The sequence below is a fragment of the Rhizomicrobium sp. genome (assembly GCA_037200045.1).
GTDB lineage: Bacteria > Pseudomonadota > Alphaproteobacteria > Micropepsales > Micropepsaceae > Rhizomicrobium.
Map to the genome: position 1 here is coordinate 2,831,946 of JBBCHM010000001.1, position 24,214 is coordinate 2,856,159.

General features: G+C 67.0%; 27 protein-coding genes. 26 read left to right on the plus strand and 1 reads right to left on the minus strand.

All coding sequences use genetic code 11. The features are described 5' to 3' along the window. Positions 1–108 precede the first annotated feature (108 nt). The 26 genes from tkt to thiD all read left to right on the plus strand — a co-directional run bounded on the left by tkt (position 109) and on the right by thiD (position 23,177). Positions 109–2,115 (plus strand): transketolase, encoded by a 2,007-nt coding sequence (tkt, locus tag WDM86_13915; protein MEI9991128.1) that lies wholly within the window; start codon positions 109–111, stop codon positions 2,113–2,115. Positions 2,116–2,164: 49 nt separating this feature from the next. Next, positions 2,165–3,172 (plus strand): type I glyceraldehyde-3-phosphate dehydrogenase, encoded by a 1,008-nt coding sequence (gene gap, locus WDM86_13920; protein ID MEI9991129.1) that lies wholly within the window; start codon positions 2,165–2,167, stop codon positions 3,170–3,172. 172 nt (positions 3,173–3,344) lie between these two features. Beyond that, on the plus strand, positions 3,345–4,541 hold the full coding sequence (locus tag WDM86_13925) for a phosphoglycerate kinase (GenBank protein ID MEI9991130.1): 1,197 nt from the start codon (positions 3,345–3,347) through the stop codon (positions 4,539–4,541). 33 nt (positions 4,542–4,574) lie between these two features. Next, positions 4,575–5,600, plus strand: a complete 1,026-nt coding sequence (locus WDM86_13930; protein ID MEI9991131.1) for a class I fructose-bisphosphate aldolase — start codon at positions 4,575–4,577, stop codon at positions 5,598–5,600. Positions 5,601–5,626: 26 nt separating this feature from the next. Then, positions 5,627–5,926 (plus strand): hypothetical protein, encoded by a 300-nt coding sequence (locus WDM86_13935; GenBank protein ID MEI9991132.1) that lies wholly within the window; start codon positions 5,627–5,629, stop codon positions 5,924–5,926. Between the two features lie 507 nt (positions 5,927–6,433). Next, positions 6,434–7,054, plus strand: coding sequence for a thiamine phosphate synthase (gene thiE, locus WDM86_13940; GenBank protein MEI9991133.1), 621 nt, complete (start codon positions 6,434–6,436; stop codon positions 7,052–7,054). A gap of 40 nt (positions 7,055–7,094) precedes the next feature. Continuing rightward, on the plus strand, positions 7,095–7,664 hold the full coding sequence (gene ruvC / locus WDM86_13945) for a crossover junction endodeoxyribonuclease RuvC (GenBank protein ID MEI9991134.1): 570 nt from the start codon (positions 7,095–7,097) through the stop codon (positions 7,662–7,664). Then, positions 7,661–8,269, plus strand: a complete 609-nt coding sequence (gene ruvA / locus WDM86_13950; protein ID MEI9991135.1) for a Holliday junction branch migration protein RuvA — start codon at positions 7,661–7,663, stop codon at positions 8,267–8,269. Before ruvC ends, ruvA begins: the two co-directional genes overlap by 4 nt. Before the next feature lie 38 nt (positions 8,270–8,307). Beyond that, positions 8,308–8,553 carry a type II toxin-antitoxin system Phd/YefM family antitoxin gene (locus tag WDM86_13955; GenBank protein MEI9991136.1) on the plus strand — a complete coding sequence of 82 codons (246 nt, stop codon included), beginning with the start codon at positions 8,308–8,310 and terminating at the stop codon, positions 8,551–8,553. Continuing rightward, on the plus strand, positions 8,553–8,957 hold the full coding sequence (locus WDM86_13960) for a type II toxin-antitoxin system VapC family toxin (protein ID MEI9991137.1): 405 nt from the start codon (positions 8,553–8,555) through the stop codon (positions 8,955–8,957). Before WDM86_13955 ends, WDM86_13960 begins: the two co-directional genes overlap by 1 nt. Continuing rightward, the gene (gene ruvB, locus WDM86_13965) at positions 8,957–10,021 is read left to right on the plus strand and encodes a Holliday junction branch migration DNA helicase RuvB (GenBank protein MEI9991138.1); all 1,065 of its coding nucleotides are present in this window, start codon (positions 8,957–8,959) and stop codon (positions 10,019–10,021) included. Before WDM86_13960 ends, ruvB begins: the two co-directional genes overlap by 1 nt. Continuing rightward, positions 10,014–10,466 carry a YbgC/FadM family acyl-CoA thioesterase gene (locus tag WDM86_13970; GenBank protein ID MEI9991139.1) on the plus strand — a complete coding sequence of 151 codons (453 nt, stop codon included), beginning with the start codon at positions 10,014–10,016 and terminating at the stop codon, positions 10,464–10,466. Before ruvB ends, WDM86_13970 begins: the two co-directional genes overlap by 8 nt. 100 nt (positions 10,467–10,566) lie before the next feature. Further along, positions 10,567–11,433, plus strand: a complete 867-nt coding sequence (gene tolQ / locus WDM86_13975) for a protein TolQ (GenBank protein MEI9991140.1) — start codon at positions 10,567–10,569, stop codon at positions 11,431–11,433. Continuing rightward, positions 11,433–11,882 carry a protein TolR gene (tolR, locus tag WDM86_13980; GenBank protein ID MEI9991141.1) on the plus strand — a complete coding sequence of 150 codons (450 nt, stop codon included), beginning with the start codon at positions 11,433–11,435 and terminating at the stop codon, positions 11,880–11,882. The genes tolQ and tolR overlap by 1 nt, the downstream gene beginning before the upstream one ends. Before the next feature lie 40 nt (positions 11,883–11,922). Continuing rightward, positions 11,923–12,711, plus strand: coding sequence for a hypothetical protein (locus WDM86_13985; protein MEI9991142.1), 789 nt, complete (start codon positions 11,923–11,925; stop codon positions 12,709–12,711). A 14-nt stretch (positions 12,712–12,725) separates the two neighbouring features. Then, entirely contained in the window at positions 12,726–14,042 is a 1,317-nt protein-coding gene (gene tolB / locus WDM86_13990) for a Tol-Pal system beta propeller repeat protein TolB (protein ID MEI9991143.1), read from the plus strand. Between the two features lie 139 nt (positions 14,043–14,181). Then, a complete protein-coding gene (pal, locus tag WDM86_13995) occupies positions 14,182–14,694 on the plus strand; it encodes a peptidoglycan-associated lipoprotein Pal (protein MEI9991144.1) in 513 nt (170 codons plus the stop codon). Positions 14,695–14,903: 209 nt separating this feature from the next. Continuing rightward, entirely contained in the window at positions 14,904–15,179 is a 276-nt protein-coding gene (locus tag WDM86_14000) for a type II toxin-antitoxin system RelE/ParE family toxin (protein ID MEI9991145.1), read from the plus strand. 1 nt (position 15,180) lies between these two features. Next, positions 15,181–15,507 carry a helix-turn-helix transcriptional regulator gene (locus WDM86_14005; GenBank protein MEI9991146.1) on the plus strand — a complete coding sequence of 109 codons (327 nt, stop codon included), beginning with the start codon at positions 15,181–15,183 and terminating at the stop codon, positions 15,505–15,507. 72 nt (positions 15,508–15,579) lie between these two features. Further along, complete coding sequence (gene ybgF, locus WDM86_14010; protein ID MEI9991147.1) at positions 15,580–16,560, plus strand: tol-pal system protein YbgF; 981 nt, start codon at positions 15,580–15,582, stop codon at positions 16,558–16,560. A gap of 19 nt (positions 16,561–16,579) precedes the next feature. Further along, entirely contained in the window at positions 16,580–17,605 is a 1,026-nt protein-coding gene (gene tilS, locus WDM86_14015) for a tRNA lysidine(34) synthetase TilS (GenBank protein MEI9991148.1), read from the plus strand. A 163-nt stretch (positions 17,606–17,768) separates the two neighbouring features. Further along, positions 17,769–19,691 carry an ATP-dependent zinc metalloprotease FtsH gene (gene ftsH, locus WDM86_14020; protein ID MEI9991149.1) on the plus strand — a complete coding sequence of 641 codons (1,923 nt, stop codon included), beginning with the start codon at positions 17,769–17,771 and terminating at the stop codon, positions 19,689–19,691. A gap of 119 nt (positions 19,692–19,810) precedes the next feature. Further along, a complete protein-coding gene (locus WDM86_14025) occupies positions 19,811–20,089 on the plus strand; it encodes a hypothetical protein (GenBank protein ID MEI9991150.1) in 279 nt (92 codons plus the stop codon). Between the two features lie 49 nt (positions 20,090–20,138). Next, on the plus strand, positions 20,139–20,930 hold the full coding sequence (gene folP, locus WDM86_14030; protein ID MEI9991151.1) for a dihydropteroate synthase: 792 nt from the start codon (positions 20,139–20,141) through the stop codon (positions 20,928–20,930). Between the two features lie 85 nt (positions 20,931–21,015). Continuing rightward, a complete protein-coding gene (gene glmM, locus WDM86_14035; protein MEI9991152.1) occupies positions 21,016–22,362 on the plus strand; it encodes a phosphoglucosamine mutase in 1,347 nt (448 codons plus the stop codon). After that, complete coding sequence (gene thiD / locus WDM86_14040; protein MEI9991153.1) at positions 22,359–23,177, plus strand: bifunctional hydroxymethylpyrimidine kinase/phosphomethylpyrimidine kinase; 819 nt, start codon at positions 22,359–22,361, stop codon at positions 23,175–23,177. Before glmM ends, thiD begins: the two co-directional genes overlap by 4 nt. 41 nt (positions 23,178–23,218) lie before the next feature. Here the strand turns inward: thiD and WDM86_14045 are convergent, their stop codons facing one another. After that, positions 23,219–24,193 carry a nitronate monooxygenase family protein gene (locus tag WDM86_14045; protein MEI9991154.1) on the minus strand — a complete coding sequence of 325 codons (975 nt, stop codon included), beginning with the start codon at positions 24,191–24,193 and terminating at the stop codon, positions 23,219–23,221. Between the last annotated feature and the right edge of the window lie 21 nt (positions 24,194–24,214).

Here is a 24,214-nt window from a genome sequence, read left to right on the forward strand (position 1 = left end):
GGCCCGTGGAAAGTTGTCGGAAGGCGCGCCTTCGCGGGCGCAGCGGAGCGCCCTTGACGGGGACCGAGCAGCCTCGCTAAGGCCAAGTCCCGTTGCGGAGAAGTTTACATGGACCAGGACAAGGCTCCGCCGGAGCAGGCCGAGACCAGGCGCCTCGCCAACGCCATCCGCGGCCTCGCCATGGACGCGGTGGAACAGGCCAAATCCGGCCATCCGGGCCTGCCCCTGGGCATGGCCGACGTGGCCACCGTCCTGTTTTCCCGCTTCCTGAAATACGACCCCGCCGATCCGGCCTGGCCGGACCGCGACCGTTTCGTGCTCTCCGGCGGCCATGGCTCGATGCTGCTTTATTCCCTGCTCTGGCTGACCGGCTATCCGGGGATCACGCTGGAGAACATCAAGCGCTTCCGCCAGGTCGACAGCCCCTGCGCCGGCCATCCCGAGCACGGCCACATCCCAGGTATCGAGACCACCACCGGCCCGCTCGGCCAGGGCATCGCCAACGCGGTCGGCATGGCGCTGGCCGAGCGCATCCTCAACGCCCGCTTCGGCGACGCGCTGGTCGGCCACAAGACCTATGTCATCGCCAGCGACGGCGATCTGATGGAGGGCATCAGCCACGAGGCGATCCATCTGGCGGGGCATCTGAGGCTCAAGAACCTGGTCGTCCTGTGGGACGACAACAACATCACGATCGACGGAGCGCTGTCGCTGTCCGAGACCGGCAACATGATCGAGCGCTTCGAGGCGGCCGGGTGGCGGACCACGCTCTGCGACGGCCACAACGCCCAGGAAGTGTTCCGCGCCCTCACCGACGCGCAGGCGAGCGAGACACCGGTCCTGATCGCCTGCAAGACGATCATCGGCTTCGGCTTTCCCACCCGCGCCGGCACGCAGAAGGCCCATTCCGACGCGCCCGGCGCCGAGGAGATCGCCGGCGCCAAGAAGGCGCTCGGCCTGCCGGGCGAGGCCTTCGCGCTGGAGGACGGCGTGCTGGACGCTTGGCGCAAGATCGGCACCAAGGGCAAGGCCGCGCGCGAGGCGTGGACCGCGCGCAAGGCGACATCCGACAAGGCGGGCGAATTCGACGCGACGATGAGCGGCGCGATCCCGGCCGAACTCGGCAAGGCGCTCGGCGAATTGAAGGCCAAGCTCGCGGCGGAGAAGCCCAATGCCGGCACGCGGCGCACCTCGGAGAAGGTGCTCGAAGTCGTCAACGGCGTGCTGACGACCACGGTCGGCGGCTCGGCGGACCTGACGCCGTCCAACAACACCAAGACCAAGAACATCACCGAGATCAAGCCGGGCGACTACGCCGGCCGCTATGTCCATTACGGCATCCGCGAGCACGGCATGGCGGCGGCGATGAACGGCATGGCGCTGCATGGCGGGATCATCCCCTATGGCGGCACCTTCCTCGTGTTCTCCGATTATTGCCGCCCGTCGATCCGGCTCGCGGCGCTGATGGGCATCCGCGTCGTCTTCGTGATGACACACGATTCCATCGGCGTGGGCGAGGATGGGCCGACGCACCAGCCGGTCGAGCACCTGGCGGCGTTGCGCGCGATTCCCAATCTTCTCGTCATCCGCCCCGCCGACGCGGTGGAAACGGTCGAGGCGTGGGACATTGCGCTGAATCATACAACCGGCCCGAGCCTTCTGGTCTTCTCGCGCCAGGACGTGCCGACGCTCCGCTCCGCCGCGAGCATCGGAGAGAATTTGACGGCGAAAGGCGCCTACGAGATCGCGGGCGCCGAGGGCGCGAAAGTGACTCTGCTGGCGACGGGATCGGAAGTGAGCCTGGCGATCCAGGCGCAAGACTTGTTGGGCAAGGATGGGATCGCGGCGCGCGTCGTGTCGCTGCCGGCCTGGAGCCTGTTCGAACAGCAATCCGAGGCGGAGCGCGACGCCGTGCTCGGCAAGCATACGGTGAGGATCGCGGTCGAGGCCGGCGTGCGCGAGGGCTGGGACCGCTATATCGGGCCGCATGGCCGGTTTGTCGGAATGCATGGTTTCGGCGCCAGCGGGCCCTATAAAGACGTGTACAAGCATTTCGGCCTCACGCCGGACGCCGTCGCGGCGGCGGCGAAAGAGGCGCTGAAGGCAAGGCATTGATCGGCCTCCCCGGGGTTGGGGCGGCACAAGTCTGTTGGGAGAAGAGAGAATGGCCATCCGTGTCGCAATCAATGGCTTCGGCCGCATCGGGCGCCTGGTGTTCCGCGCCATCGTGGAAAGCGGGCGGCGCGACATCGAAGTCGTCGCGGCGAACGACCTCGGTCCGGTCGAGACCAACGCGCATCTGCTGCGCTACGATTCGGTGCATGGGCGCTTCCCCGCCAATGTGACGGTCGACGGCGATTACATCATCGCGGCCGGCCACAAGGTGAAGATCACCGCGCATCGCGACCCGGCCGAGCTGCCGCACAAGGCGCTGGACGTCGACATCGCGCTGGAATGCACCGGCCTCTTCACCACCAAGGACAAGGCCTCGGCGCATTTGAAGGCGGGCGCCAAGCGGGTGCTGGTTTCCGCGCCGGCCGACGGCGCCGACCTGACGGTCGTCTATGGCGTCAACCATGAGAAGCTGACCAAGGATCACATCGTCGTCTCGAACGGCTCGTGCACGACGAACTGCCTGGCGCCGGTGGCCAAGGTCCTGAACGACACGATCGGGATCGAGAAGGGCTTCATGACCACGATCCATTCCTACACCGGCGACCAGCCGACGCTGGATACGCTGCACAAGGATCTCTATCGCGCCCGCGCCGCCGCGCTGTCGCAGATCCCGACCTCGACCGGCGCCGCCAAGGCGATCGGCCTGGTCCTGCCGGAGCTCAAGGGCAAGCTCGACGGCATTTCCGTGCGCGTGCCGACGCCGAACGTGTCGCTGGTCGATCTCAAGATCGTCGCCAAGCGCGACACCACGGTGGAGGAAATCAACGCCGCGATGAAGGCCGCTTCCGCCGGATCGCTCAAGGGCATCCTCGACATCGTCGAGGCGCCGCTGGTCTCCAGCGATTTCAACCACAATCCGGCGTCGGCCTCGGTGGCGCTGCCCGAGACCAAGGTGATCGGCGGCAATCTCGCCGGCGTCCTGGCCTGGTACGACAACGAATGGGGCTTCTCCAACCGCATGGCCGACATCGCGGTGGTGATGGGGAAGCTGATTTAGAAGACACTACCCTCCCCTTGAGGGAGGGTCGAAATTTGCGAAGCAAATTTCGGGGAGGGGTCCGGTCGTGGAGCGCGACCCCTCCCCGAAAAATTCTTGTTCGTACGCGGTTGCTACTCACCGCTCCGAATTTTATCGACCCTCCCTCAAGGGGAGGGTGGGATGGAGTGACATGCCTTCCTTCAAAACCCTCGACGACCTCGATGTCCGCGGCAAGCGCGTGCTGGTGCGCGCCGACCTGAACGTGCCGATGAAGGACGGCCATGTCACCGATGCCTCGCGCATCGAGCGCCAGGCGCCGACCATCCGCGAACTCGCCGACAAGGGCGCGCGCGTGATCGTGCTTTCCCATTTCGACCGGCCCAAGGGCAAAATCGTGCCGTCGATGTCGCTGAAGCCGGTCGCGGCGCCGCTGGCCCAGGCCGTCGGCAAGCCGGTCGCCTTCGCGGAGGACTGCATCGGCGAGGTGGCGAAGTCCGCCGTGGCGAAGCTGAAGGACGGCGACGTTCTCCTGCTGGAGAACACGCGCTTCCATGCCGGCGAAGAGAAGAACGACATCGATTTCGCCAAACAGATCGCGAGCCTGGGCGACATCTACGTCAACGACGCGTTCTCCGCCGCCCATCGCGCCCATGCCACGACGGAGGCGCTGGCGCATCTGCTGCCGCACGCGGCCGGCCGCTCGATGGAGCAGGAGCTCAAGCATCTGGACAAGGCGCTGGGCGATCCGGCGCGGCCGGTGATGGCGGTGATCGGCGGCGCCAAGGTGTCGACCAAGATCGCGCTGCTGGAGAATCTCGTGAAGCGCGTGGACGCGTTGGTGATCGGCGGCGCGATGGCCAACACCTTTCTCGCCGCCGAGGGCCTGGAGGTCGGCAAGTCGCTGGTCGAGCGCGACCATGTCGAGACCGCGCTGCGCGTCGTGCGCCTCGCGGCCGACAGCGGCTGCGCCGTGATGCTGCCCGTCGACGTCGTCGTGGCGCAGGAGTTCAAGGCCGACGCGCCGCATCGCACCGTCGACATCCATGACGTCGGCAAGACCGACATCATCCTGGACGTCGGGCCCAAGAGCCTGGACGCGTTCGGCAAGCGCCTCGCGGGAACCCGCACGCTGGTGTGGAACGGCCCGCTCGGCGCCTTCGAGACCCGGCCGTTCGACGTCGGAACCAAGGCGGCGGCGCGCATGGTGGCGGACGCGACGACGGCCGGCGACCTGCTCTCGGTCGCGGGCGGCGGCGACACGGTGGCGGCGCTGAATGCCGCAGGGGTGGCCGACGACTTCACCTATGTCTCGACAGCGGGCGGCGCTTTTCTAGAATGGCTCGAAGGACAGGATCTGCCCGGCGTGGCGGCCCTGGGCAAAGGCTGAACGCCCGAAACCGGGCGCAATTGGGGGTGTTGCATGGATCTCGCGGGACTGAACGCGATCGCGATCAAGATGACGGGCGGCGGCAAGGGCATCCTGGCCGCGGACGAGAGCACCTCCACCATCAAGAAGCGCTTCGACAAGATCGGCGTGGCCAATATCGAGGAGAACCGGCGCGACTATCGCGAGCTTCTGTTCCGCACCGACGCGGCGATGAAGAACTATATCGGCGGCGTCATCCTGTTCGACGAGACGATCCGCCAGAAATCCGCCGACGGCAACGGCACGCCGCTGGTCGAATTGATCGAGACGTCGGGCGCGGTGCCGGGCATCAAGGTCGATGCCGGCGCCAAGCCGATGGCGCTCGATCCCGACCAGACGATCACCGAGGGGCTCGACGGGCTGCGCGAGCGCTTCGTCGAATACCACAAGCTCGGCGCCCGCTTCGCGAAATGGCGCGCGACCTATAATCCGACGAAGGTGACCTACAATTCCGTCGCCGCCAACGCGCAGGCGCTCGCGCGTTACGCGGCGCTGGCGCAGGAGAACGGCATCGTGCCGATCGTCGAGCCGGAAGTCCTGATGGACTACGACAACGACATCGACACCTGCGCGTCGGTGACCGAATGGGTGCTGAAGGAGGTCTTCCAGCAGCTCTATTACGCGAACGTCGCGCTCGAAGGCATCGTGCTGAAGCCGAACATGATCGTGCCGGGCATCAAGTCCGCCAAGCAGGCGAGCGTGGACGAGGTCGCCGACCGCACGATCGAGGTGCTCAAGCGCTGCGTGCCGACCGCGGTGCCGGGCGTCGCCTTCCTCTCCGGCGGCCAGTCGGACGAGGACGCGACGGCGCATCTTTCGGCGATGAACGCGCGGCACAAGCTGCCCTGGGCGCTGACCTTCTCCTACGGCCGCGCGCTGCAGGCCGCGCCGCAGAAGGCGTGGTCGGGCAAAAAGGAAAACGTCGCGGCGGCGCAGGCCGCGTTCCTGCACCGCGCCCGGATGAACAGCCTGGCCGCGCTCGGCAAATGGACGGCGGCCGAGGAGAAAAAAGCAGCATAATCGGCTTCTGCGTGGTATGGTTCGCCATGGATGACGTTCAGCCCCTATCGCGATCCAAGATCGCCGAAATCGTGACTACGACGGTTCGAGAGGTATTGCCCAAGGCGAAGATTGACCGTGTAGAAGTCAACAGGAAGGGGCTGACTTTTCCGTCTGACCTCGGGATCGCAATTATTTTCCAAGGCAAGGGGTCTATTCGCCTGAGAGGCGAGAAGCTCTCCGAGGTTCAAGCGCGCATTTTGTCCGATTTACGGAAATCCGGGGAGGAACGGTCACCACATCTTCGCTTTTTGACGGCCGAGGAAGCCAAAGACTTGGCGGCTTGACCGGATGGATTCTCGCGCGCTTATTTTTCACGCGAAAGCGATAATTCGAACCAGAAGCGGAAAACCGAGCCAGACCGCATTGCGCAGGGCGATTTCCGCCTCCTACTACAGTGTGTTTCATTCATTCCTGAAGGCTGCGGCCGACGATCTCATCGGAACATCGAGGAGGGCGAGAAATTCCGTCGCCTACCGCCAATTGTACAGAGCATTCGAACATTCGGAAATCCGCAGAATTTGCGAACTCGCCTCGAAGGATCAGCTACCGCAAAAATACGCGGAAGCCTTGGGCTCAACGCGGTTTCATGGAAGCATAAAGATAGTCGCTCGGAATTTCGTCGAGCTCCAGAAGTCTCGCCATCTTGCCGACTACGATCCGCAGGTCCGGTTTACAAAGTCGGATGCCCTTCAAGCGATCGAACTGGCTGTCACGGCAACCGTCGTGTTTGATGGCGGCGCTCCGGCCGAAGATCGTAGAAATTTTTTGCTCTGTATGCTCATCCGACCCCGATGACCGAACGCTGCCGGCTCTATCTCATCACGCCGCCGAGGCTGGAGGCGAAGGCTTTCGCCGAGACGCTGAAGCGCGCTCTGGACGCCGGCGATGTCGCCTCGTTGCAGCTTCGCCTGAAGGACGTGGCGGATGACGAAATCCGCCGCGCCACGGAAATCCTCATGCCCATCGCGCAGAAGCGCGACGTGGCGTTCATCCTCAACGACCGGCCGGACCTCGCGCGCGCGCTCGGCTGCGACGGTGTGCACATCGGCCAGGAGGATGCGAGCTATGCCGAGGCGCGCCTCATCGTGGGCAAGAACGCCATCGTCGGCGTGACCTGCCACGACTCTAGGCATCTCGCGATGGAGGCGGCGGAGGCCGGTGCGGACTATGTCGCCTTCGGCGCGTTCTTTCCGACCGCGACCAAGGAGGCGAAGGCGCGCGCCGAGATCGAAACCTTGCGCTGGTGGGGCGAGATGATGGTGGTGCCGTGCGTCGCCATCGGCGGCATCACGGTGGAGAACGCGGCGCCGCTGATCGAAGCCGGCGCCGACTTCCTCGCGGTGTCGAGCGGCGTGTGGGACCATCCCGCCGGCCCCGCCGCCGCGGTCCAGGCGTTCAACGCCCTGTTCTGAGCGCTGGCGCGCGGTCGAACATAAAGAGTACAAAGCTGCGATGACCGCGCCGATTCGCATTCTTGGACTCGATCCGGGGCTTGCCCGGATGGGCTGGGGCGTGATCGCGGTGACGGGCTCGCGGCTCGACCACATCGCGCATGGCGTGATCGTCACCCGTGCGAGCGAAGGCCTCGGCGGGCGGCTGCTGGCGCTGCATCGCGCGCTGTCGGAAGTGATCGCGGCGCAACGGCCGGCGGCGATCGCGGTGGAGCAGGCCTTCGTCGCCAAGGATCCGTCGGCGGCGCTCAAGATCGGCCATGCCCGCGCGGTGGCGCTGCTCGCCGCGGCGCAGGCCGGGCTGGAGATCGCCGAATACGCGCCCAACCACATCAAGAAATCCGTCGTCGGGGTCGGCCATGCCCAGAAGGAACAGGTCCAGGCGATGGTGAAGCGGCTGCTGCCGACCTGCCGCGTCGAACAGGCCGATGCCGCCGACGCGCTCGCCTGCGCCATCGCCCATGCCCACCTCGCCGGAACCCGGGCGCGGATACTGGTGGCGCAAGCGCGCGCCGGCGAAGTGGAAGCCGGTTCGCCGTTAGCGCGCGCGCCGATCGGAGAACTTTCATGATCGGAAAGCTGACAGGGATCGTCGACAGCGTGGCGGAGGATCACTGCATCCTCGATGTCGGCGGCGTCGGCTATCTGGTGCAGTGCCCATCCGCGACGCTGGCGAAACTGTCGGCCGGCGCGCACGCCGCGCTGATGATCGAGACCAAGGTGTCGGACGACGCGATCCGGCTCTACGGATTTCATTCCGCGGAGGAGCGCGAATGGTTCCGCCTGTTGCAGACCGTGCAGAATGTCGGCGCGCGCGTGGCGCTGAACGTGCTCTCGGCGCTGTCGTCGCGCGAACTCGAACGCGCGCTGGCGCTGTCGGACAAGTCGATGATCGGCAAGGCGCAGGGCGTGGGGCCGAAACTGGCGCTGCGCATCGTGACCGAGCTCAAGGACAAGGCCCCGGCGATGATGCTGCGCGGTCATGGCGAGGAAGGCGGGCATGTCGCCGCGATCGCGCCGCGCGGGCCCGAGGCCGACGCGGTCGCCGCCTTGGTCAAGCTCGGCTACAGCCAAGGCGTGGCGGCGGAATCCGTCGCGCGCGCCGCGAACGATCTGGGACAGGCCGCGCCGGTGGACGCGCTGATCCGCGAAAGTTTGCGGGCGATGGGACGGTGAGCTACTATCTGACTAGTCAGACTAGTCAGGAGGCGGACATGGACAAGGGATGGCCGGTGCAGGACGCCAAGGCGCGATTCTCCGAATTCCTCCGCGAGGCCGAGACCGCGCCGCAGATCATCACCTATCGCGGCAAGCCGAAATTCGAAGTGCGGTTGATCAAGGAGACGCGCAGAAGCAAACGGAAGCCGATGACGTTGGTCGACTGGTGGCTTTCCGCGCCCAAGATACCCGGCTTCAAGGTCCCGCCCCGTCCGCGTGACAAGCCGAAAAAAGTTTTCTGATGTATCTGATCGACACTTGTGTTCTTTCGGAGGGTGTCAGGCCGCGTCCGGATCCGTCGGTGGTCACCTGGTTCAGATACCAGGACCCCGCGAGGCTTTTCGTAAGCGCGATCACGCTGGGGGAACTGCATTACGGTTCGGCGCGCCTCGCCGATGTCGCAGAGCAGCGAAAATTCAATTCCTGGATCGCCGATATCGAGCGCCGTTTCGCGGGCCAGATTGTCGTGCTGGACGATCTCGTGGCCCGGCAATGGGGTTATCTCAGGGCCGCCTATCCGAAGGCGCAAACCGCGGACGCGCAGTTGGCCGCGACCGCCTTGGTCCATGGTTTTGCATTCGTCACACGCAACGTGAAGCATTTCCGCTTCGATGGCCTCGCCGTCGTCAATCCGTGGGAAGCGTGATGGCCGCGAAACCGAAATCCGCGCCCGACCGCCTCGTGACGCCGGAGCGTTCCGAGGAAGACTCGCTCGAATCCTCGCTGCGGCCCAAGCGGCTCGCGGAGTTCGTCGGGCAGGCGCAGGCGCGGGAGAACCTTTCGATCTTCATCCAGGCCGCCAAGGCGCGCGGCGAGGCGCTGGACCATGTCCTGTTCTCCGGCCCGCCCGGCCTCGGCAAGACCACGCTGGCCCAGATCGTGGCGCGCGAATTGGGCGTGAACTTCCGCTCGACCTCGGGGCCGGTGCTGGCCAAGGCCGGCGATCTCGCGGCGATCCTGACCAATCTGGAGCCGCGCGACGTGCTCTTCATCGACGAGATCCACCGGCTGTCGCCCGGGGTCGAGGAAATCCTCTATCCGGCGATGGAGGATTACGAGCTCGACCTGGTGATCGGCGAGGGCCCGTCGGCGCGCTCGGTCAAGATCACGCTCAATCCGTTCACCCTGGTCGGCGCCACGACGCGCTCCGGCCTCATCACCACGCCGTTGCGCGACCGCTTCGGCATTCCGGTGCGGCTCAATTTCTATTCGGCGGAGGAACTCTTCGCCATCGTCGAGCGCGGGGCGCGCGTGCTCGGCCTGTCGCTGACGCCCGACGGCGCGCGCGAGATCGCGGGACGGGCGCGCGGCACGCCGCGCATCGCCGGGCGCCTCCTCAAGCGGGTGCGCGACGTCGCCGCCGTCGCCGGCCACAAGACGGTGGACGCGGCCATCGCCGACGCCGCGCTGAACCGCCTGGAGGTCGACGGCAAAGGCCTCGACGCCTTCGACCGGCGCTATCTGAAGCTGCTCGCCGAGGCCTTCGGCGGCGGGCCGGTCGGGATCGAGACCATCGCCGCGGCGCTGGGCGAATCGCGCGACGCGCTGGAAGAGGTGGTCGAACCGTTCCTGCTGCAGCAGGGTTTCGTGCAGCGCACGCCGCGCGGGCGCATGCTGACGGGCGCGTCCTACGGTCATCTTGGCTTGGCCGCGCCGCCGCGCGATCCTCAGCAGATGACGCTGCCGATAAGCGACGACGACGATGCCTGACGAGCCTGCCGGCCTCGGCCGTTTCGAGGGCAAGACGCACATCCTGCCGCTGCGCGTCTATTACGAGGACACCGACCTCTCCGGCGTCGTCTATCACGCCAATTATCTGCGCTTCATGGAGCGCGGCCGCACCGAATTCTTCCGCCTCGCCGGCATCGCGCTGGCGGCGCTCGAAAACGAGGAGCCGACGGCCTGGACGCTGCGCCATGCCAGCCTGGAATTCCACCGCCCGGCCCGGCTCGAGGACCAGATCGAAGTGCACAGCGTCTGCTCGAGCCTGACCGGCGCGCGCATGCGGGCGGACCAGAAGATCGTCTGCGGCGACACGCTGCTGGTCCATGGCAAGGTCGAGGCCTGCATGATGACGCTCGCCGGAAAACCGCGTAGGCTTCCGTCGTCGGTCCGCGAGAGACTGCTTCCTTACCTTTTGGAAACAGGCGTTTAACCTTTGGGGCCCAAATTCGGCCACCTTTGAATGACCTTTGCAGGTTTGCGAGGATGAGAGGGGATTCGTCTCGGTGCGCCCGGAAGGAAGAGGATTCGGCATGAGCTTTCACCGCACGGCCCTCGCGGCGCTCGCGGCCCTGACGCTGATGTTCGCGGCGCCAGCTTTCGCGCAAGGCGCGCCGGACGCGGCGCCGACCGGCGCCCCGGCGGAGACCCACGATCTCGCCGCGCCGACCAATGTCGATATCGCGCCGGCGGGCGGCACCAGCTTCGACACGCCGGGCGGGTTGTCGGTGGTCTCGGTGTTCCTGCGCGCCGATCCGATCGTCAAGACGGTGATGGTGATCCTGTTGATCGCCTCGCTGTGGTCATGGACGATCATCGTCAACAAATGGCTCGCCTTCGGCACGCTGAAGCGCCGCGCCACCAAGTTCGAGAAGAATTTCTGGTCCGGCCAGTCGCTCGACGAGCTCTACCAGCAATTCGCGCCCAAGGCCGATCATCCCCTCGCGGTGACCTTCGTCGCGGCGCTGCGCGAATGGCGCCGCGCCTTCGAGGGCGGCGCGCCGCGCGAGGCGCTGGTCCCCGGCATCAAGGACCGCATCGACAAGGCGATGAGCGTCACCATCCTGCGCGAGACCGACGGGCTGGAGCGCCAGCTCGGCTTCCTCGCCACCGTCGGTTCCACCGCGCCCTTCATCGGATTGTTCGGCACGGTGTGGGGCATCATGAATTCGTTCACCGCGATCGCCGCCCAGCACAACACCACGCTCGCCGTCGTCGCGCCGGGCATCGCCGAGGCGTTGTTCGCCACCGCGATGGGTCTCTTCGCCGCCATTCCGGCGGTCATTTTTTATAACCGCTTCGTCAACGAGATCGGCCGCTATTCGACGCGGCTCGACGCCTTCGCCGACGAGTTTTCCGCCATCCTGTCGCGCCAGCTCGACGAGAAGGCGCGGCCCTGATGGCGGCCACGCTGCAGGCGCGCGCGAAGGGCGGACGCCGCGGGCGGCGGCGCGCCATGGCCGAGATCAACGTCACGCCCTTCGTCGACGTGATGCTGGTGCTGCTGATCGTCTTCATGGTGACCGCGCCCTTGCTCACGGTCGGCGTGCCGGTCGATCTGCCCAAGACCCGCGCCCAGACGCTCGGCCAGGACCGCGAGCCGCTGTCGGTCACCGTCAAGCGCGACGGCCGCGTCTTCCTGCAGAACACGCCCATCGCGGAGGACGAACTGGTCGCCAAGCTCACCGCCATCGCCGCCAATGGCTACGACCAGCGCATCTTCGTGCGCGGCGACAAGGCGGTCGATTACGGCCGCGTGATGGAAGTGATGGGCCTTCTTTCCGCCGCAGGCTTCACCCACATTGGGCTCGTGACCGATGTCGCCAAGCCTAACCCTGAAGAGCACTAGACGCATCCCGACCACCGCGCGAGGACCGCGCGTTGGCATCGTGGTGGCGTTGCTCCTGCATGCCGCCATCGTGGCGGTGACGCTGTTCAGCTGGCAGCACAAGCTGGAGATCGCCGACGAATCGCCGCCGCCGATCCCGGTCGATCTGGTGACCATCGCCGACAAGACGAACATCGCGCCGACCGTGCAGCGCGCGCCGCCGACGCCCGTGGAGGAGACGCCGCAGCCGCCGCCGCAACCGGTGCCGCCGCCGCCGGTCCCGACACCGCCGCCACCGGTCGCCGAAGCGGCGCCCGAGCCGGCGCCCGCGCCGCCGGTGCCCAAGCCCGCGCCGCCGCCACTCAAGCCGCAAGTGAAGCCGGTGCACGCCCAGCCGGCGCCGACCCCGGCGCCGCCGAAGCCGAAGACCGACGCCTTCGCCGACCTGCTCAACAATCTCACCAAGCCGGCCGCGACGCCGCGCAATGCGCGCGTCGCAGACCGCACGGTGAAGGGCATCGGCGCGATGAACGCCTCGACGATGGACCTGGTGGACGCGCTCAAGAACCAGATCGCGCAGTGCTGGAACCCGCCGGTCGGCGCGCCGCATCCCGAGCGGCTGATCCCGGTGTTCCAGCTCTTCCTCAATCCGGACGGCAGCGTCGCACAGCCGCCACAATTGTCGGCAGACTCGGCGGCGGTCGCGGCCTCCGATCCGTTCATGCGCGCGGCGGCGGAAGCGGCCCGGCGCGCGATCTACACCTGCGCGCCTTACAAATTGCCGGCCGACAAGTACAGCACCTGGCGCGACATCACGATCAACTTCGATCCGCGCCAATTGAGCCAGTGACGGGAGACCCAAGAATGACAGACCGCCGCCTGATCCGACTGGCCGTAGCTTTTGCCCTCGCGCTGACGATCGCGGCCGCGCCGGCGCGCGCCGAACTGCACGTGACCGTCGACCAGGCCAACGTCCAGCCCATGCCGATCGCGATTCCCGATTTCGCCGCGCCCTCGGCCGGCGACACGGTGGCGGGCCAGAACATCGCCAAGGTGATCCGCGCCGATCTCGACCGTTCCGGCCTGTTCCGCCCGCTCGATCCCAAGGCCTTCATCGAGAAGATCACCAGCATCAACACCGCGCCGCAATTCGCGAGCTGGCGCGCGCTGAGCGCCCAGGCCCTGGTCGCCGGCCAGGTGCAGAGCCAGCCCGACGGCAGGCTGCGCGTCGACTTCCGGTTGTGGGACGTGTTCGGCGAGAGCCAGATGGTCGGCCAGCAATATTTCACCACGCCGGACAATTGGCGCCGCATCGCGCACATCATCGCGGATGCGATCTATGAGCGCATCACCGGCGAGAAGGGCTATTTCGACACCCGCGTCGTGTTCATTTCCGAATCCGGGCCGGCGCTCGCGCGCAAGAAGCGGCTGGCGGTGATGGACCAGGACGGCGCCAACCCGATCTTCCTCACCCGCGGCGATTATCTGGTGCTCACCCCGCGCTTCAACCCGACGGCGCAGATGATCGCCTATATGTCGTATATCGGCACGAAGCCGCGCGTGTACCTGTTCGACCTGGAGAGCGGCCGGCAGGAGATGCTCGGAAATTTCCCGAATATGACCTTTTCGCCACGCTTCTCGCCGGACGGCAACAAGGTGGCGATGTCGCTGGAGTCCGGCGGCAACTCCGACATTTATGTGATGGATCTGCGAACCCGGGCGATAACACGGTTAACGACCGATCCCGGCATCGACACCTCGCCGTCTTTTTCGCCGGACGGAACGCAGATCGCCTTCGAATCGGACCGCGGCGGCAGCCAACAGATTTATGTCATGAACGCCGACGGCTCGAACCCGCGCCGCATCTCGTTCTCGCCCGGCCGCAACGGCACGCCGGTGTGGAGTCCGCGCGGCGACCTGATAGCGTTTACCAATCAAAGCGGCGGATTCCATGTCGGCGTGATGAAGACCGACGGCTCGGGCGCCCGCATCATCACAAACGGCTGGGAGGACGAAGGGCCGACCTGGGCGCCGAACGGCCGCGTCATCATGTTCGGCCGCACGGCATCGGGCGGGCGCGGCTCGCAAATCTGGTCGATCGACGTGTCGGGGCGCAACGAAAGGCGCGTGCCGACGCCGGGCGACGCCTCCGATCCGGCCTGGTCGCCCTTGATCCAATGAGAGTTCCGTCCGTAAACTTATCTTCGTTCGCGTTTTTTGGCTCTTTTTGGCCACGAATGCGTTAGATCGTAAGTTCCATGGCCTGCCATCGCGACGGTGGCGAGACGTCCTGGCCAACATTTGGAGGAGTCCGAATTCGATGACGAAGATTTCCGCAGGATTGGCGGCGCTGACGGTTGCGCTGCTGTTGGCCGGCTGCTCGACGCCGAAGCCCGTGAACGAAGCCCCCCCGCCGGTGGCGAGCGCACCGGCGCCATCGGCCCCGACCTCGACGATCGTTCCCGGCAGCGCCGAGGATCTGCGCGTCAATGTCGGCGACACGGTCCATTTCGCCTACAACGCCTACAACATCGAGGACAACGACAAGGCGACGCTGCAGCGCCAGGCGACCTGGCTGCAGAAATATCCGAGCGTGCGCGTCACGGTCGAAGGCGATTGCGACGAGCGCGGCACGCGCGAATACAATCTCGCCCTCGGCGCCCGCCGCGCCAACGCGGTGAAGGAATATCTGGTCAGCCTCGGCGTCTCCTCGGCGCGGGTCGACACGATCTCCTACGGCAAGGAACATCCGATCTGCTCGGAATCGACGGAAGATTGCTGGGCGCAGAACCGCCGCGGCGTGACGTCGGTGACCAGCGGCGCGAACTCGTAAGGTTTTGCCGTCAACGGGAATGGAAAAGGCGCCCGGGCGACCGGGCGCCTTTCTGCCTTCCGCCGGTCGTGGCGCCGCCGCGATTTGACGCTTAAGCGATTATCTATATAATCATATAATGATCGAACCGGTCCCAAGGCCGCTGATCTGGATGGGATCGAGCCGAAAGGACCTGCGCGGCTTTCCGCCCACCGTGCGGCGGACCTTCGGTGTCGCCTTGTTCGCGGCCCAGTCGGGGGGAAACGCCGCCCGAGGCGAAAGCGCTGAAGGGCTTCGGCGGGGCGAGCGTTCTCGAACTGGTCGAGAGTCACGATCGCGGGACGTATCGGGCGGTCTATACGGTTCGTTTCGCGACCGGCGTTTATGTGCTGCATGCGTTCCAGAAGAAGGCGAAACGCGGCATCGCGACGCCGAAGCAGGAGATCGATCTTATCCGCGAGCGGTTGCGGCTGGCGGAACGGCACCACGCCGCCAGGGAGAGCTAAAATGAAGAAGGACCACGAATTGAGCCGCGGCAACGTCTTCGCCGACCTCGGCTTGCCCAACTCCGAGCAGGAACTGCTGAAGGCGAAGCTGACGGTGCAGATATACCGGCTCATAAAGGGGCGCGGCCTGACGCAGAGCAAGGCCGCCGAATTGCTGGGAACGACCCAGGCGCAGGTTTCGGCGCTCAAGCGTTGTCGTCCGGTGAGCGTCTCGGTGGGGCGCCTAATGGAGTTCCTTACGATCCTCGGGCAGGACGTGAAGGTGACGGTCAAGCCGGCGGCGGCGCGCAAGACGGGGCACATGTCCGTCGTCGTCCAATCGGCCTAGAACCGGCGCCGATTCCGCCGGGCCCCATTTTCGGCTAAGTGTTCGGCGAAGTTTCGCGAAACGGAGGCGTGCATGACCGGAACCAGACCGCGGATCGTCGGCGCGAGCGCCGTCGTCGCGTTGCTTCTGGCGAGCACGGTGGGCGCCTCCAATGTCGCGCCGCCGGTTCCGCGTTACGTCGCGCCCGCCGCGAGCCCGGCCGCCTATGTCCGCGTCGCCGACCTGTTCGGCGAGAGCGACGAGGAGAAGGCGGCGCGCCAGCAGCATGAGGACGGACAAGACAGCCAGATCCGCGCGCTCAACGACAAGGTGCGCGACCTGGAAGACAGCGTGCGCAACCTGACCGGGCAGAACGAAGAGCTCAGCCACCGCGTCACCGAGCTGAACGACAAGATCGACCGCCAGCAGAAGGATTTCGAATACCGCCTCTGCGCCATGGCGGCGCAGCAGCTCGGCACCGCGACGGGGCAGGGCGATCCCAACGCGGTGCCCTGTCCGGGCTCCGGTCCGGTCGCCGGCGTGGCGCCGGCCCCGGCGATGCCCGCGCCGGCCGAGGCCGCGCCGCCCAGCGAGAGCCATCTGGCGCCGCCGCCGGGCGTGCTCGGCACCCTGCCGGCCGGCAGCGCGGCCACCGCGCCGGCGCCGGCCGCCGCGGACGACCCGAACCGCGCGCAATTTTCCGCGGCGATGAACCTTCTGGCCAAGGCGCGCTATGACGACGCCCGCGCCGCGTTCCGCGGCTTCGCCGACGCCAATCCGCAAAGCGATCTGGCGCCGCAGGCGGTCTATTGGGTCGGCGACATCGCCTATGTCCAGAAGGACTACGACAACGCAACCCGCGCCTTCGCCGAAGTGATCAAGAAATATCCCACCTCGGTGCGCGCCCCCGATAGCATGCTCAAGCTCGGACTGGCGCTGATCGCCGCCGGGCAGAAGAAGGAAGGTTGCACCGCCCTTGCCGCGCTCCCGGCGAAATATCCCAAGGCCAGCAAAAGCCTCCTCGCCCAAGGCGCCGACGCGCGCAAAGCCACCGCCTGCCGCGCCGAGGCTTGAGGAGAGTTTCGCGGAGGCGATGGACGGCCTGATCGCCGCCGGCGCGCCCTGGCCGGGCGCGGTCGCGGTGTCGGGCGGCGGCGATTCGATCGCGCTGATGCATCTTCTCGCGCACTGGACGAAGAAGACGCGCCGTCCGCCGCCGCGCGTGGTGACGGTCGATCACGGGTTGCGGGATGGCTCCGCCGCCGACGCGCGCAAGGTGATGCGCTGGGCCCGCGCCGCGGGCCTGAAGGCGCGGACGCTGCGCTGGACCGGGCCGCGCCCGACCGCGGATATCGAGGCGGCGGCGCGGGCGGCGCGCTATCGCCTGATGGGCGAATGGGCGCGGGCGAACGGGATCGCGGCGCTCTATGTCGCGCACACGCGCGACGACCAGGCGGAGACCTTCCTGCTGCGGCTGATGCGCGGCAGCGGGCTCGACGGTCTGGCGGCGATGCGCGCCCTCGCGCCCTTTCCCGTGCCCGGCTTTCGCGACCTCGGCATCGTGCGGCCGCTCCTGGCGCTGGAGCGTGACGCGATCCGCGATCATCTGGCGGCGCGGAAGCTCGCCTGGCTCGAGGATCCGATGAACGGCGAAGACCGCTTCGCCCGCGTCCGGCTGCGCAAGCTGATCCCGGCGCTGGAAGAGGCCGGCCTGTCGCGCCAGCGCATCGCCGCCGCGGCGGCGCATCTGGCGCGGGCGCGCGAGGCGCTCGATGCCGTCACCGCCGCGGTGCTGGCCCGCGTGGCGCGCCCGCGCCAGGACGGCCTGGATGTCGATGCCTCCGGCCTCGCCGCGGCGCCGCGCGAGGTCGGCTTGCGGGCTTTGGCGCAACTGCTGATGGCCGTTTCGGGGCAGGCCTATCGCCCACGCTTCGAGCGATTGGAGCGGCTGTTCGACCGGCTGCGCGACGGCGGCCTCGGCGGCGGGGCGACGCTGCATGGCTGCCGTGTGTTCTTTGTCCCTGGAAAGAGTGGGGCCTTTGGCGCGGGAACTTTGAGGATCGCCAGGGAAACCGGGCGCTCCCGCGGCAAAAAATCCGGGCCGGCGGGCGAGGCCTGACTGATCTCGATCAGACTGTGTTAATCGGCTTTCGGCATTGTCATTGCGGTGCCGGTGCAAAACTCTTAACGTTTTGCAGGCTGGCAATCGGCTAAAACCGACCTATGTGATTAGGTCTGTTGTCGTGCCTCAGGCCCTGGCCCCCGCTCGAAAGGACGGCCCTTTGAACAATCTTCGCAATCTGGCGCTCTGGATCGTCGTCGCCCTGCTTCTGGTGTTCCTGTTCAACCTGTTCCAGGGAACCGCCAAGCAGGCCAATTCGGCCGCCATCAACTACACGAAATTCCGCCAGGAAGTCCTCGCCAACGACGTGAAGTCGGTCACCGTGGCCGGCGACACCATCAAGGGCGTCTTCGGCAACAACCAGCCCTTCACCACCATCGTGCCGGCCAGCGATACCTCGATCATCCCGCTGATGAACCAGCACAGCGTCGACGTGACGGTGTCGCCGCCCGATGACGGCTTCAACCTGATGGCGGTGCTGCTCAACGCGCTGCCGATGCTGCTGTTGATCGCGGTGTGGATTTTCTTCATGCGCCAGCTCCAGGCCGGCGGCGGCAAGGCGATGGGCTTCGGCAAGAGCCGCGCCAAGATGCTGACCGAGCGAACCGGCCGCGTGACCTTCGAGGACGTCGCCGGCGTCGACGAGGCCAAGGACGATCTGAAAGAAATCGTCGACTTCCTCAAGGACCCGCAGAAATTCCAGCGCCTGGGCGGCCGCATTCCCAAGGGCGTGCTGCTGGTCGGCCCGCCGGGCACCGGCAAGACGCTGCTCGCCCGCGCCATCGCCGGCGAGGCGAATGTCCCGTTCTTCACGATCTCGGGCTCCGACTTCGTCGAAATGTTCGTCGGCGTCGGCGCCAGCCGCGTCCGCGACATGTTCGAGCAGGCCAAGAAAAACGCGCCCTGCATCGTGTTCATCGACGAAATCGACGCGGTCGGCCGCCATCGCGGCGCGGGCCTCGGCGGCGGCAATGACGAACGCGAGCAGACGCTGAACCAGTTGCTGGTCGAGATGGACGGCTTCGAATCCACCGAGGGCGTCATCCTGATCGCCGCCACCAACCGGCCCGACGTGCTCGATCCCGCGCTGCTGCGCCCGGGCCGCTTCGACCGCCATGTCGTCGTCGCCAACCCCGATCTCGGCGGCCGCGAGAAGATCCTGCGCGTCCATCTGCGCAAGGTGCCGCTGGCGCCGGACGTCGAGCCGCGCACCATCGCGCGCGGCACGCCCGGCTTCTCCGGCGCGGACCTCGCCAATCTCGTCAACGAGGCGGCCTTGCTGGCCGCGCGGCGCGGCAAGCGCGTCGTGACGATGGCGGAGCTCGAAGACGCCAAGGACAAGGTCATGATGGGCGCGGAACGCCGCTCCATGGTGATGTCCGACGAGGAGAAGAAGCTCACCGCCTATCACGAGAGCGGCCATGCCATCGTCGCCATCGCGGTGGAGGGCTCCGATCCGATCCACAAGGCGACCATCATCCCGCGCGGCCGCGCGCTGGGCATGGTGATGCAGCTTCCCGAACGCGACCGGCTGTCGTTGACGCGCCAGAAGATGCTGGCCGACATCACCATCTTCTTCGGCGGCCGCATCGCCGAGGAGCTGATCTTCGGCCATGAGAAGGTGACGACCGGCGCCTCCAACGACATCGAGGTCGCGACCCGCATGGCGCGCGCCATGGTCACGCGCTACGGCATGTCCGACGCGCTCGGCCCGCTCGCCTATGCCGAGAACCAGGAAGAGGTCTTCCTCGGCCATTCGGTGTCGCGCACCCAGAACATCTCCGAGGAGACGGCGCGGAAGATCGACAGCGAAATCCGCCGCATCATCGACGAGTGCTATCAGCGCGCCTATGGCATCCTGACCAAGCAGCTCGCCGATCTGCACACGGTCGCCAAGGGTCTGCTGGAATACGAGACGCTGACCGGCGACGAGATCGTCGGCCTGATGAAGGGCATCAAGCCGGTGCGCACGCCGTATGAGGAGCCGACGGCCGAGCGCGGTCCGGGACCGTCGGTCCCCGCCGCCGGCCGCCCGCGCGGCGGCATCGGCCCCATCGCGCCCGAGCCTTCGCCAGGACGCTAGAGCACACGGCGTTGGTGACGGCGATTTCACGAAGCGCTTTGCTTTGGGATGTTTCCGTGCCTTGACGGGAAAATCGTCGGCCTGTTTGCTGCTGCCCGGACTGATGGGTGGGGTGTGGCATGGCTCGGCTTTCCCGGAAGCTTCTTGTCGCGGCGGTCGCCGTCCTAGTCGGTCTGCCGCTCCCCGCCAGCGCGGCGAAGAAGTGCAAGTCCTCGGCGGTCACCATAGGTTCAATATCCGACCAGCAGGTCGACATCGCGTGGACCAACAGGGTCAAGCACCTCTACGGCTCCGCATGGTCCAATCTCAACCAGGCGCGGGCCAGGCAATATTCCGGTCAGTCGCAGGGCCTCATTACGCTCGTTTTTCTCACCGCCTATCCTTGCAAGCGAATCTAGATCGCCGGATCGGCCGCCCGCGGCCGACGCCGGCCGCGACGCGAAGACCATGACGACCATCCTCGGCATCCTCAACATTACCGACGATTCGTTCTTCGACGGCGGCAGATATCTCGATCCCGCCGCCGCCGTCGCGCAAGGCCAGGCGCTCGCGGCGCAGGGCGCCGACGTGCTCGATATCGGCGCCGCCTCATCCAATCCGAATTCGCGCGGCGTCGCGCCTAAGGTCGAGATCGCGCGGCTCGCCTCCGTGCTGCCGGCGCTGGCCGGCACGCCGCTCTCGATCGACACCTTCTCGTTGCCGGTGCAGCGCTGGGCGCTGGGCGAGGGCGTCGCCTATCTCAACGACATCGAAGGTTTCGCCGATCCGCAGCTCTATCCCGACCTCGCCGCCGCGCGGTCGAGGCTGATCGTCATGCATTCGGTGCAGCAGCGCGGGCCGGCGACGCGGATCGCGGTTCCGCCCGGCGAGATCATGGATCGCGTCACGCGCTTCTTCGACACGCGGATCGCGGCGCTGGAGCGGGCCGGCGTGGCGCGCGACCGGCTGATCCTCGATCCCGGCATGGGATTCTTCCTCGGTTCCGACCCGGAAGCCTCCTTCACCGTGCTGCGGCGGCTTCCCGACCTGAAGGCGCGCTACGGACTTCCCCTCCTGGTCTCGGTGTCGCGCAAATCCTTCCTGCGCCGGATCACCGGCAAGAGCGCCGCCGAGGCCGGGCCGGCCAGCCTGGCGGCCGAGCTGTATGCCGTCCGCCACGGCGCGGACTATATTCGCACCCATGCGCCGGGCGCCCTGAAGGACGCCCTTTTGCTGGAAAAAGCGCTGGCCGGCGGCTAGGTGCCGTCGCATCCGTTAACAATTGTTGCGTCCCTCGCTGTCAAAATACTGTTAGAACCGCGTCGCAATCAGGGGATTCAAGCGTATGAGCCGGAAGTATTTCGGCACCGACGGCATCCGCGGCCGCGCCAATTCGGGCGCGCTGACGCCCGCGGTCGCGATGCGCGCGGGCATGGCGGCGGGCCGCATCTTCACCCGCGGCGAGCACCGCCACCGCGTCGTGATCGGCAAGGACACGCGCCTGTCGGGCTATATGCTGGAGAACGCGCTGACCGCCGGCTTCACCGCGGTCGGCATGGACGTCTTCCTGTTCGGCCCCTTGCCGACGCCGGCCGTCTCGATGATGACGCGCAGCCTGCGCGCCGACATGGGCGTGATGATCACCGCCTCGCACAACCAGTACCAGGACAACGGCATCAAGTTCTTCGGACCCGACGGCCGCAAGCTCTCCGACGAGCACGAGGCGGCGATCGAGGTGTTGATGGACAACGGCCTGGAATCGGGCCTCGCCACCGCGCCCAAGCTCGGCCGCGCCAAGCGCATCGACGATTCCCAGGCGCGCTACATCGAATTCGCCAAGCGGACCTTCCCGACCGATCTCACCCTCGAAGGGCTGCGCATCGTGATCGACTGCGCCAACGGCGCCGCCTACAAGGTGGCGCCCGAAGTGTTGTGGGAGCTCGGCGCCGAGGTCATCGCGATCGGCGTCGCGCCCAACGGCTTCAACATCAACTCCGACTGCGGCTCGACCTCGCCGGAGGCGATGTCGGCCAAGGTGCGCGAAATGCGCGCCAATTTCGGCATCGCGCTGGACGGCGACGCCGACCGCGTCGTGATGTGCGACGAGCGCGGCCGCATCATCGACGGCGACCAGGTGCTCGCCTTGCTCGCCAAATCGTGGTCGGCCAAGGGCCGGCTCAAGGGCGGCGGCGTGGTCGGCACGGTGATGTCGAATGCCGGGCTGGAGCGCTATCTGAAGGGCATGGATCTGAACCTGGCGCGCGCGCCGGTCGGCGACCGCTATGTGATCGAGCAGATGCAGAAGGGCGGCTACAATGTCGGCGGCGAACAGTCCGGCCACATCGTGCTCAACGACATCGGGCCGACCGGCGACGGGCTGATCGCGGCGCTGCAGGTGCTGGCGGTCCTCGCGACGGAGGGCAAGCCGGCGAGCCAGGCGGCGCATCTCTTCGATCCGCTGCCCCAGGTGCTCGAAAGCGTGCGCTATCAGAAGAGCTCGCCGCTCGCCAATGCCCGGGTCGCGGAATGCATCAAGGACGGCGAGGCCAGGCTGAACGGCACGGGGCGGCTTTTGGTGCGCAAGTCGGGCACCGAGCCGGTGATCCGCGTGATGGCCGAGGGCGACGACGAGGCGGTGGTCCGTTCGGTGGTGAACGACATCGTCAGCGCGATCCAGGAAGTCGCGGCTTGACGAAGCCCGCGCGGCTTCTCGCCATCGCCGGCTCGGACTCCTCCGGCGGGGCGGGGATCCAGGCGGACATCAAGACGGCGTCGGCGCTCGGCGTCTATGCGATGAGCGCGATCACCGCGGTGACGGCGCAGGATACGACCGGCATCGGCGCGATCCACCTCATCCCGCCCGCCATCGTGCGCGAGCAGATCGAACGCTGCCTCGCCGACATCGGCGCCGACGCGATCAAGATCGGCATGCTGGGCTCGGTGGAGATCGCGCGCGCGGTGGCCGCGAGCCTCGCGGCGCATGCCAAAGGCATTCCCCTGGTGGTCGATCCGGTGATGGTCGCGACGCGCGGGACCGCGCTGGCGGATGACGGCGTCATCGACGTGCTGAAGGCCGAATTCTTTCCGCGCGCCGCGCTGATCACGCCCAATCTTCCCGAAGCCGGGCGGCTCTGCGGTTTTGCCGTCGCGACGCGCGAGGACGTCGCCCATGCCGGCGAGATGCTGCTGTCGCTTGGGCCGCAGGCCGTGCTGGTCAAGGGCGGCCATGGCGCAGGCGGCATACTGACCGACATGCTGTACACGCCGGACGATCCGCCGCGCGCCTTCAGCGCCGCGCGCATCGAAACCGGGCACACCCATGGCACGGGCTGCACGCTCTCGACCGCCATCGCCTGCGGGCTGGGGCAGGGCCTGCCGCTCGCCGACGCCGTCGCGCGCGCCCATGCCTTCGTGCAGGCCGCCATCGCCAACGCGCCCGGCTTCGGCGCCGGCAACGGTCCGATCGATCTTCTGACTCACGCGGAGAAGCGGAGGCGCGGAGAATAGGTTCGCCTCCGCGTGCTCCGCGACTCCGCGTGATGCTTTGGCTATGCCACCATTTTGTCCAGCCGCTCGCGCACGATCCGGTGCGCCTCGGCCATGATGCGCTCGACGAGGTCCTTGCAGGTCGGAATGTCGTGGATCAGGCCCTGGGTCTGGCCGGCCGACCAGATGCCGGCGTCCATCTCGCCCTTGTCCAGCACGCCGGCGCCGCGCGTGCCCGCGACGAGATCGCGCACGTCCTCGAACTTGGCGCCGCCCTTGCGCTCGATGGCGACGACCTGGTCGCTGATCGCGTTCTTCGCCACCCGCGCGGTGTTGTGCATCGTGCGGAAGATCAGGTTGGTGCCGCGCTCGTCATTGGCGACGATCTGCTTCTTGACGTTCTCGTGAATGTCGGCCTCGACGGTCGCCATGAAGCGCGTGCCCATGTTCACGCCGTCGCAGCCGAGCGCCAGCGCCGCGACGAGGCCGCGCGCGTCCGCGATGCCGCCCGAGGCGATGATCGGAATCGTCAGCTTGTCGGCCGTCGCCGGGAACAGCACCAGGCCGCCGACATCGTCCTCGCCGGGATGGCCGGCGCATTCCAGCCCGTCGATCGACACGCAGTCGACGCCGATCGACTGCGCCTTCACCGCGTGGCGCACGCTGGTGCATTTGTGGATCACCTTGATGCCGGCGGCGCGGAAGGCCGGCAGATGCGGCTGCGGATTGTTGCCCGCGGTCTCCACCACCTTGACGCCGCTCTCGACGATGACCTGGCGGTATTCGTCGTAAGGCACCGGATTGATGGTCGGCAGGATCGTCAGGTTGACGCCGAACGGCTTGTTCGTCATCTGGAAGGTGCTCTTGATCTCCTTGGCCAGGAGGTCCGGCGAGCCCGGCGTCAGCGCGGTGAGGAAGGGCAGGGCGCCGGCATTGGCGACGGCGGCGACGAGGCCGGCCTTGCCGACGCGCGTCATGCCGCCCATGGTGATCGGCGCCTCGACGCCGAACATCTCGGTGAACCTTGTCCTGATCATGGCGCGTTTCCCTTTGTTATC

Coding starts and splice junctions, on each gene's coding strand:
- ybgF (MEI9991147.1), top strand. CDS start 15,580: ATGACCGGAACCAGACCGCGGATCGTCGGCGCGAGCGCCGTCGTCGCG.
- tolB (MEI9991143.1), top strand. CDS start 12,726: ATGACAGACCGCCGCCTGATCCGACTGGCCGTAGCTTTTGCCCTCGCG.
- WDM86_13935 (MEI9991132.1), top strand. CDS start 5,627: ATGGATGACGTTCAGCCCCTATCGCGATCCAAGATCGCCGAAATCGTG.
- WDM86_13960 (MEI9991137.1), top strand. CDS start 8,553: ATGTATCTGATCGACACTTGTGTTCTTTCGGAGGGTGTCAGGCCGCGT.
- gap (MEI9991129.1), top strand. CDS start 2,165: ATGGCCATCCGTGTCGCAATCAATGGCTTCGGCCGCATCGGGCGCCTG.
- tilS (MEI9991148.1), top strand. CDS start 16,580: ATGGACGGCCTGATCGCCGCCGGCGCGCCCTGGCCGGGCGCGGTCGCG.
- WDM86_13970 (MEI9991139.1), top strand. CDS start 10,014: ATGCCTGACGAGCCTGCCGGCCTCGGCCGTTTCGAGGGCAAGACGCAC.
- tolQ (MEI9991140.1), top strand. CDS start 10,567: ATGAGCTTTCACCGCACGGCCCTCGCGGCGCTCGCGGCCCTGACGCTG.
- WDM86_13955 (MEI9991136.1), top strand. CDS start 8,308: ATGGACAAGGGATGGCCGGTGCAGGACGCCAAGGCGCGATTCTCCGAA.
- tolR (MEI9991141.1), top strand. CDS start 11,433: ATGGCGGCCACGCTGCAGGCGCGCGCGAAGGGCGGACGCCGCGGGCGG.
- pal (MEI9991144.1), top strand. CDS start 14,182: ATGACGAAGATTTCCGCAGGATTGGCGGCGCTGACGGTTGCGCTGCTG.
- WDM86_14025 (MEI9991150.1), top strand. CDS start 19,811: ATGGCTCGGCTTTCCCGGAAGCTTCTTGTCGCGGCGGTCGCCGTCCTA.
- glmM (MEI9991152.1), top strand. CDS start 21,016: ATGAGCCGGAAGTATTTCGGCACCGACGGCATCCGCGGCCGCGCCAAT.
- tkt (MEI9991128.1), top strand. CDS start 109: ATGGACCAGGACAAGGCTCCGCCGGAGCAGGCCGAGACCAGGCGCCTC.
- WDM86_14045 (MEI9991154.1), bottom strand. CDS start 24,193: ATGATCAGGACAAGGTTCACCGAGATGTTCGGCGTCGAGGCGCCGATC.
- WDM86_13925 (MEI9991130.1), top strand. CDS start 3,345: ATGCCTTCCTTCAAAACCCTCGACGACCTCGATGTCCGCGGCAAGCGC.
- ruvA (MEI9991135.1), top strand. CDS start 7,661: ATGATCGGAAAGCTGACAGGGATCGTCGACAGCGTGGCGGAGGATCAC.
- thiE (MEI9991133.1), top strand. CDS start 6,434: ATGACCGAACGCTGCCGGCTCTATCTCATCACGCCGCCGAGGCTGGAG.
- ruvC (MEI9991134.1), top strand. CDS start 7,095: ATGACCGCGCCGATTCGCATTCTTGGACTCGATCCGGGGCTTGCCCGG.
- ruvB (MEI9991138.1), top strand. CDS start 8,957: ATGGCCGCGAAACCGAAATCCGCGCCCGACCGCCTCGTGACGCCGGAG.
- WDM86_13930 (MEI9991131.1), top strand. CDS start 4,575: ATGGATCTCGCGGGACTGAACGCGATCGCGATCAAGATGACGGGCGGC.
- folP (MEI9991151.1), top strand. CDS start 20,139: ATGACGACCATCCTCGGCATCCTCAACATTACCGACGATTCGTTCTTC.
- WDM86_14005 (MEI9991146.1), top strand. CDS start 15,181: ATGAAGAAGGACCACGAATTGAGCCGCGGCAACGTCTTCGCCGACCTC.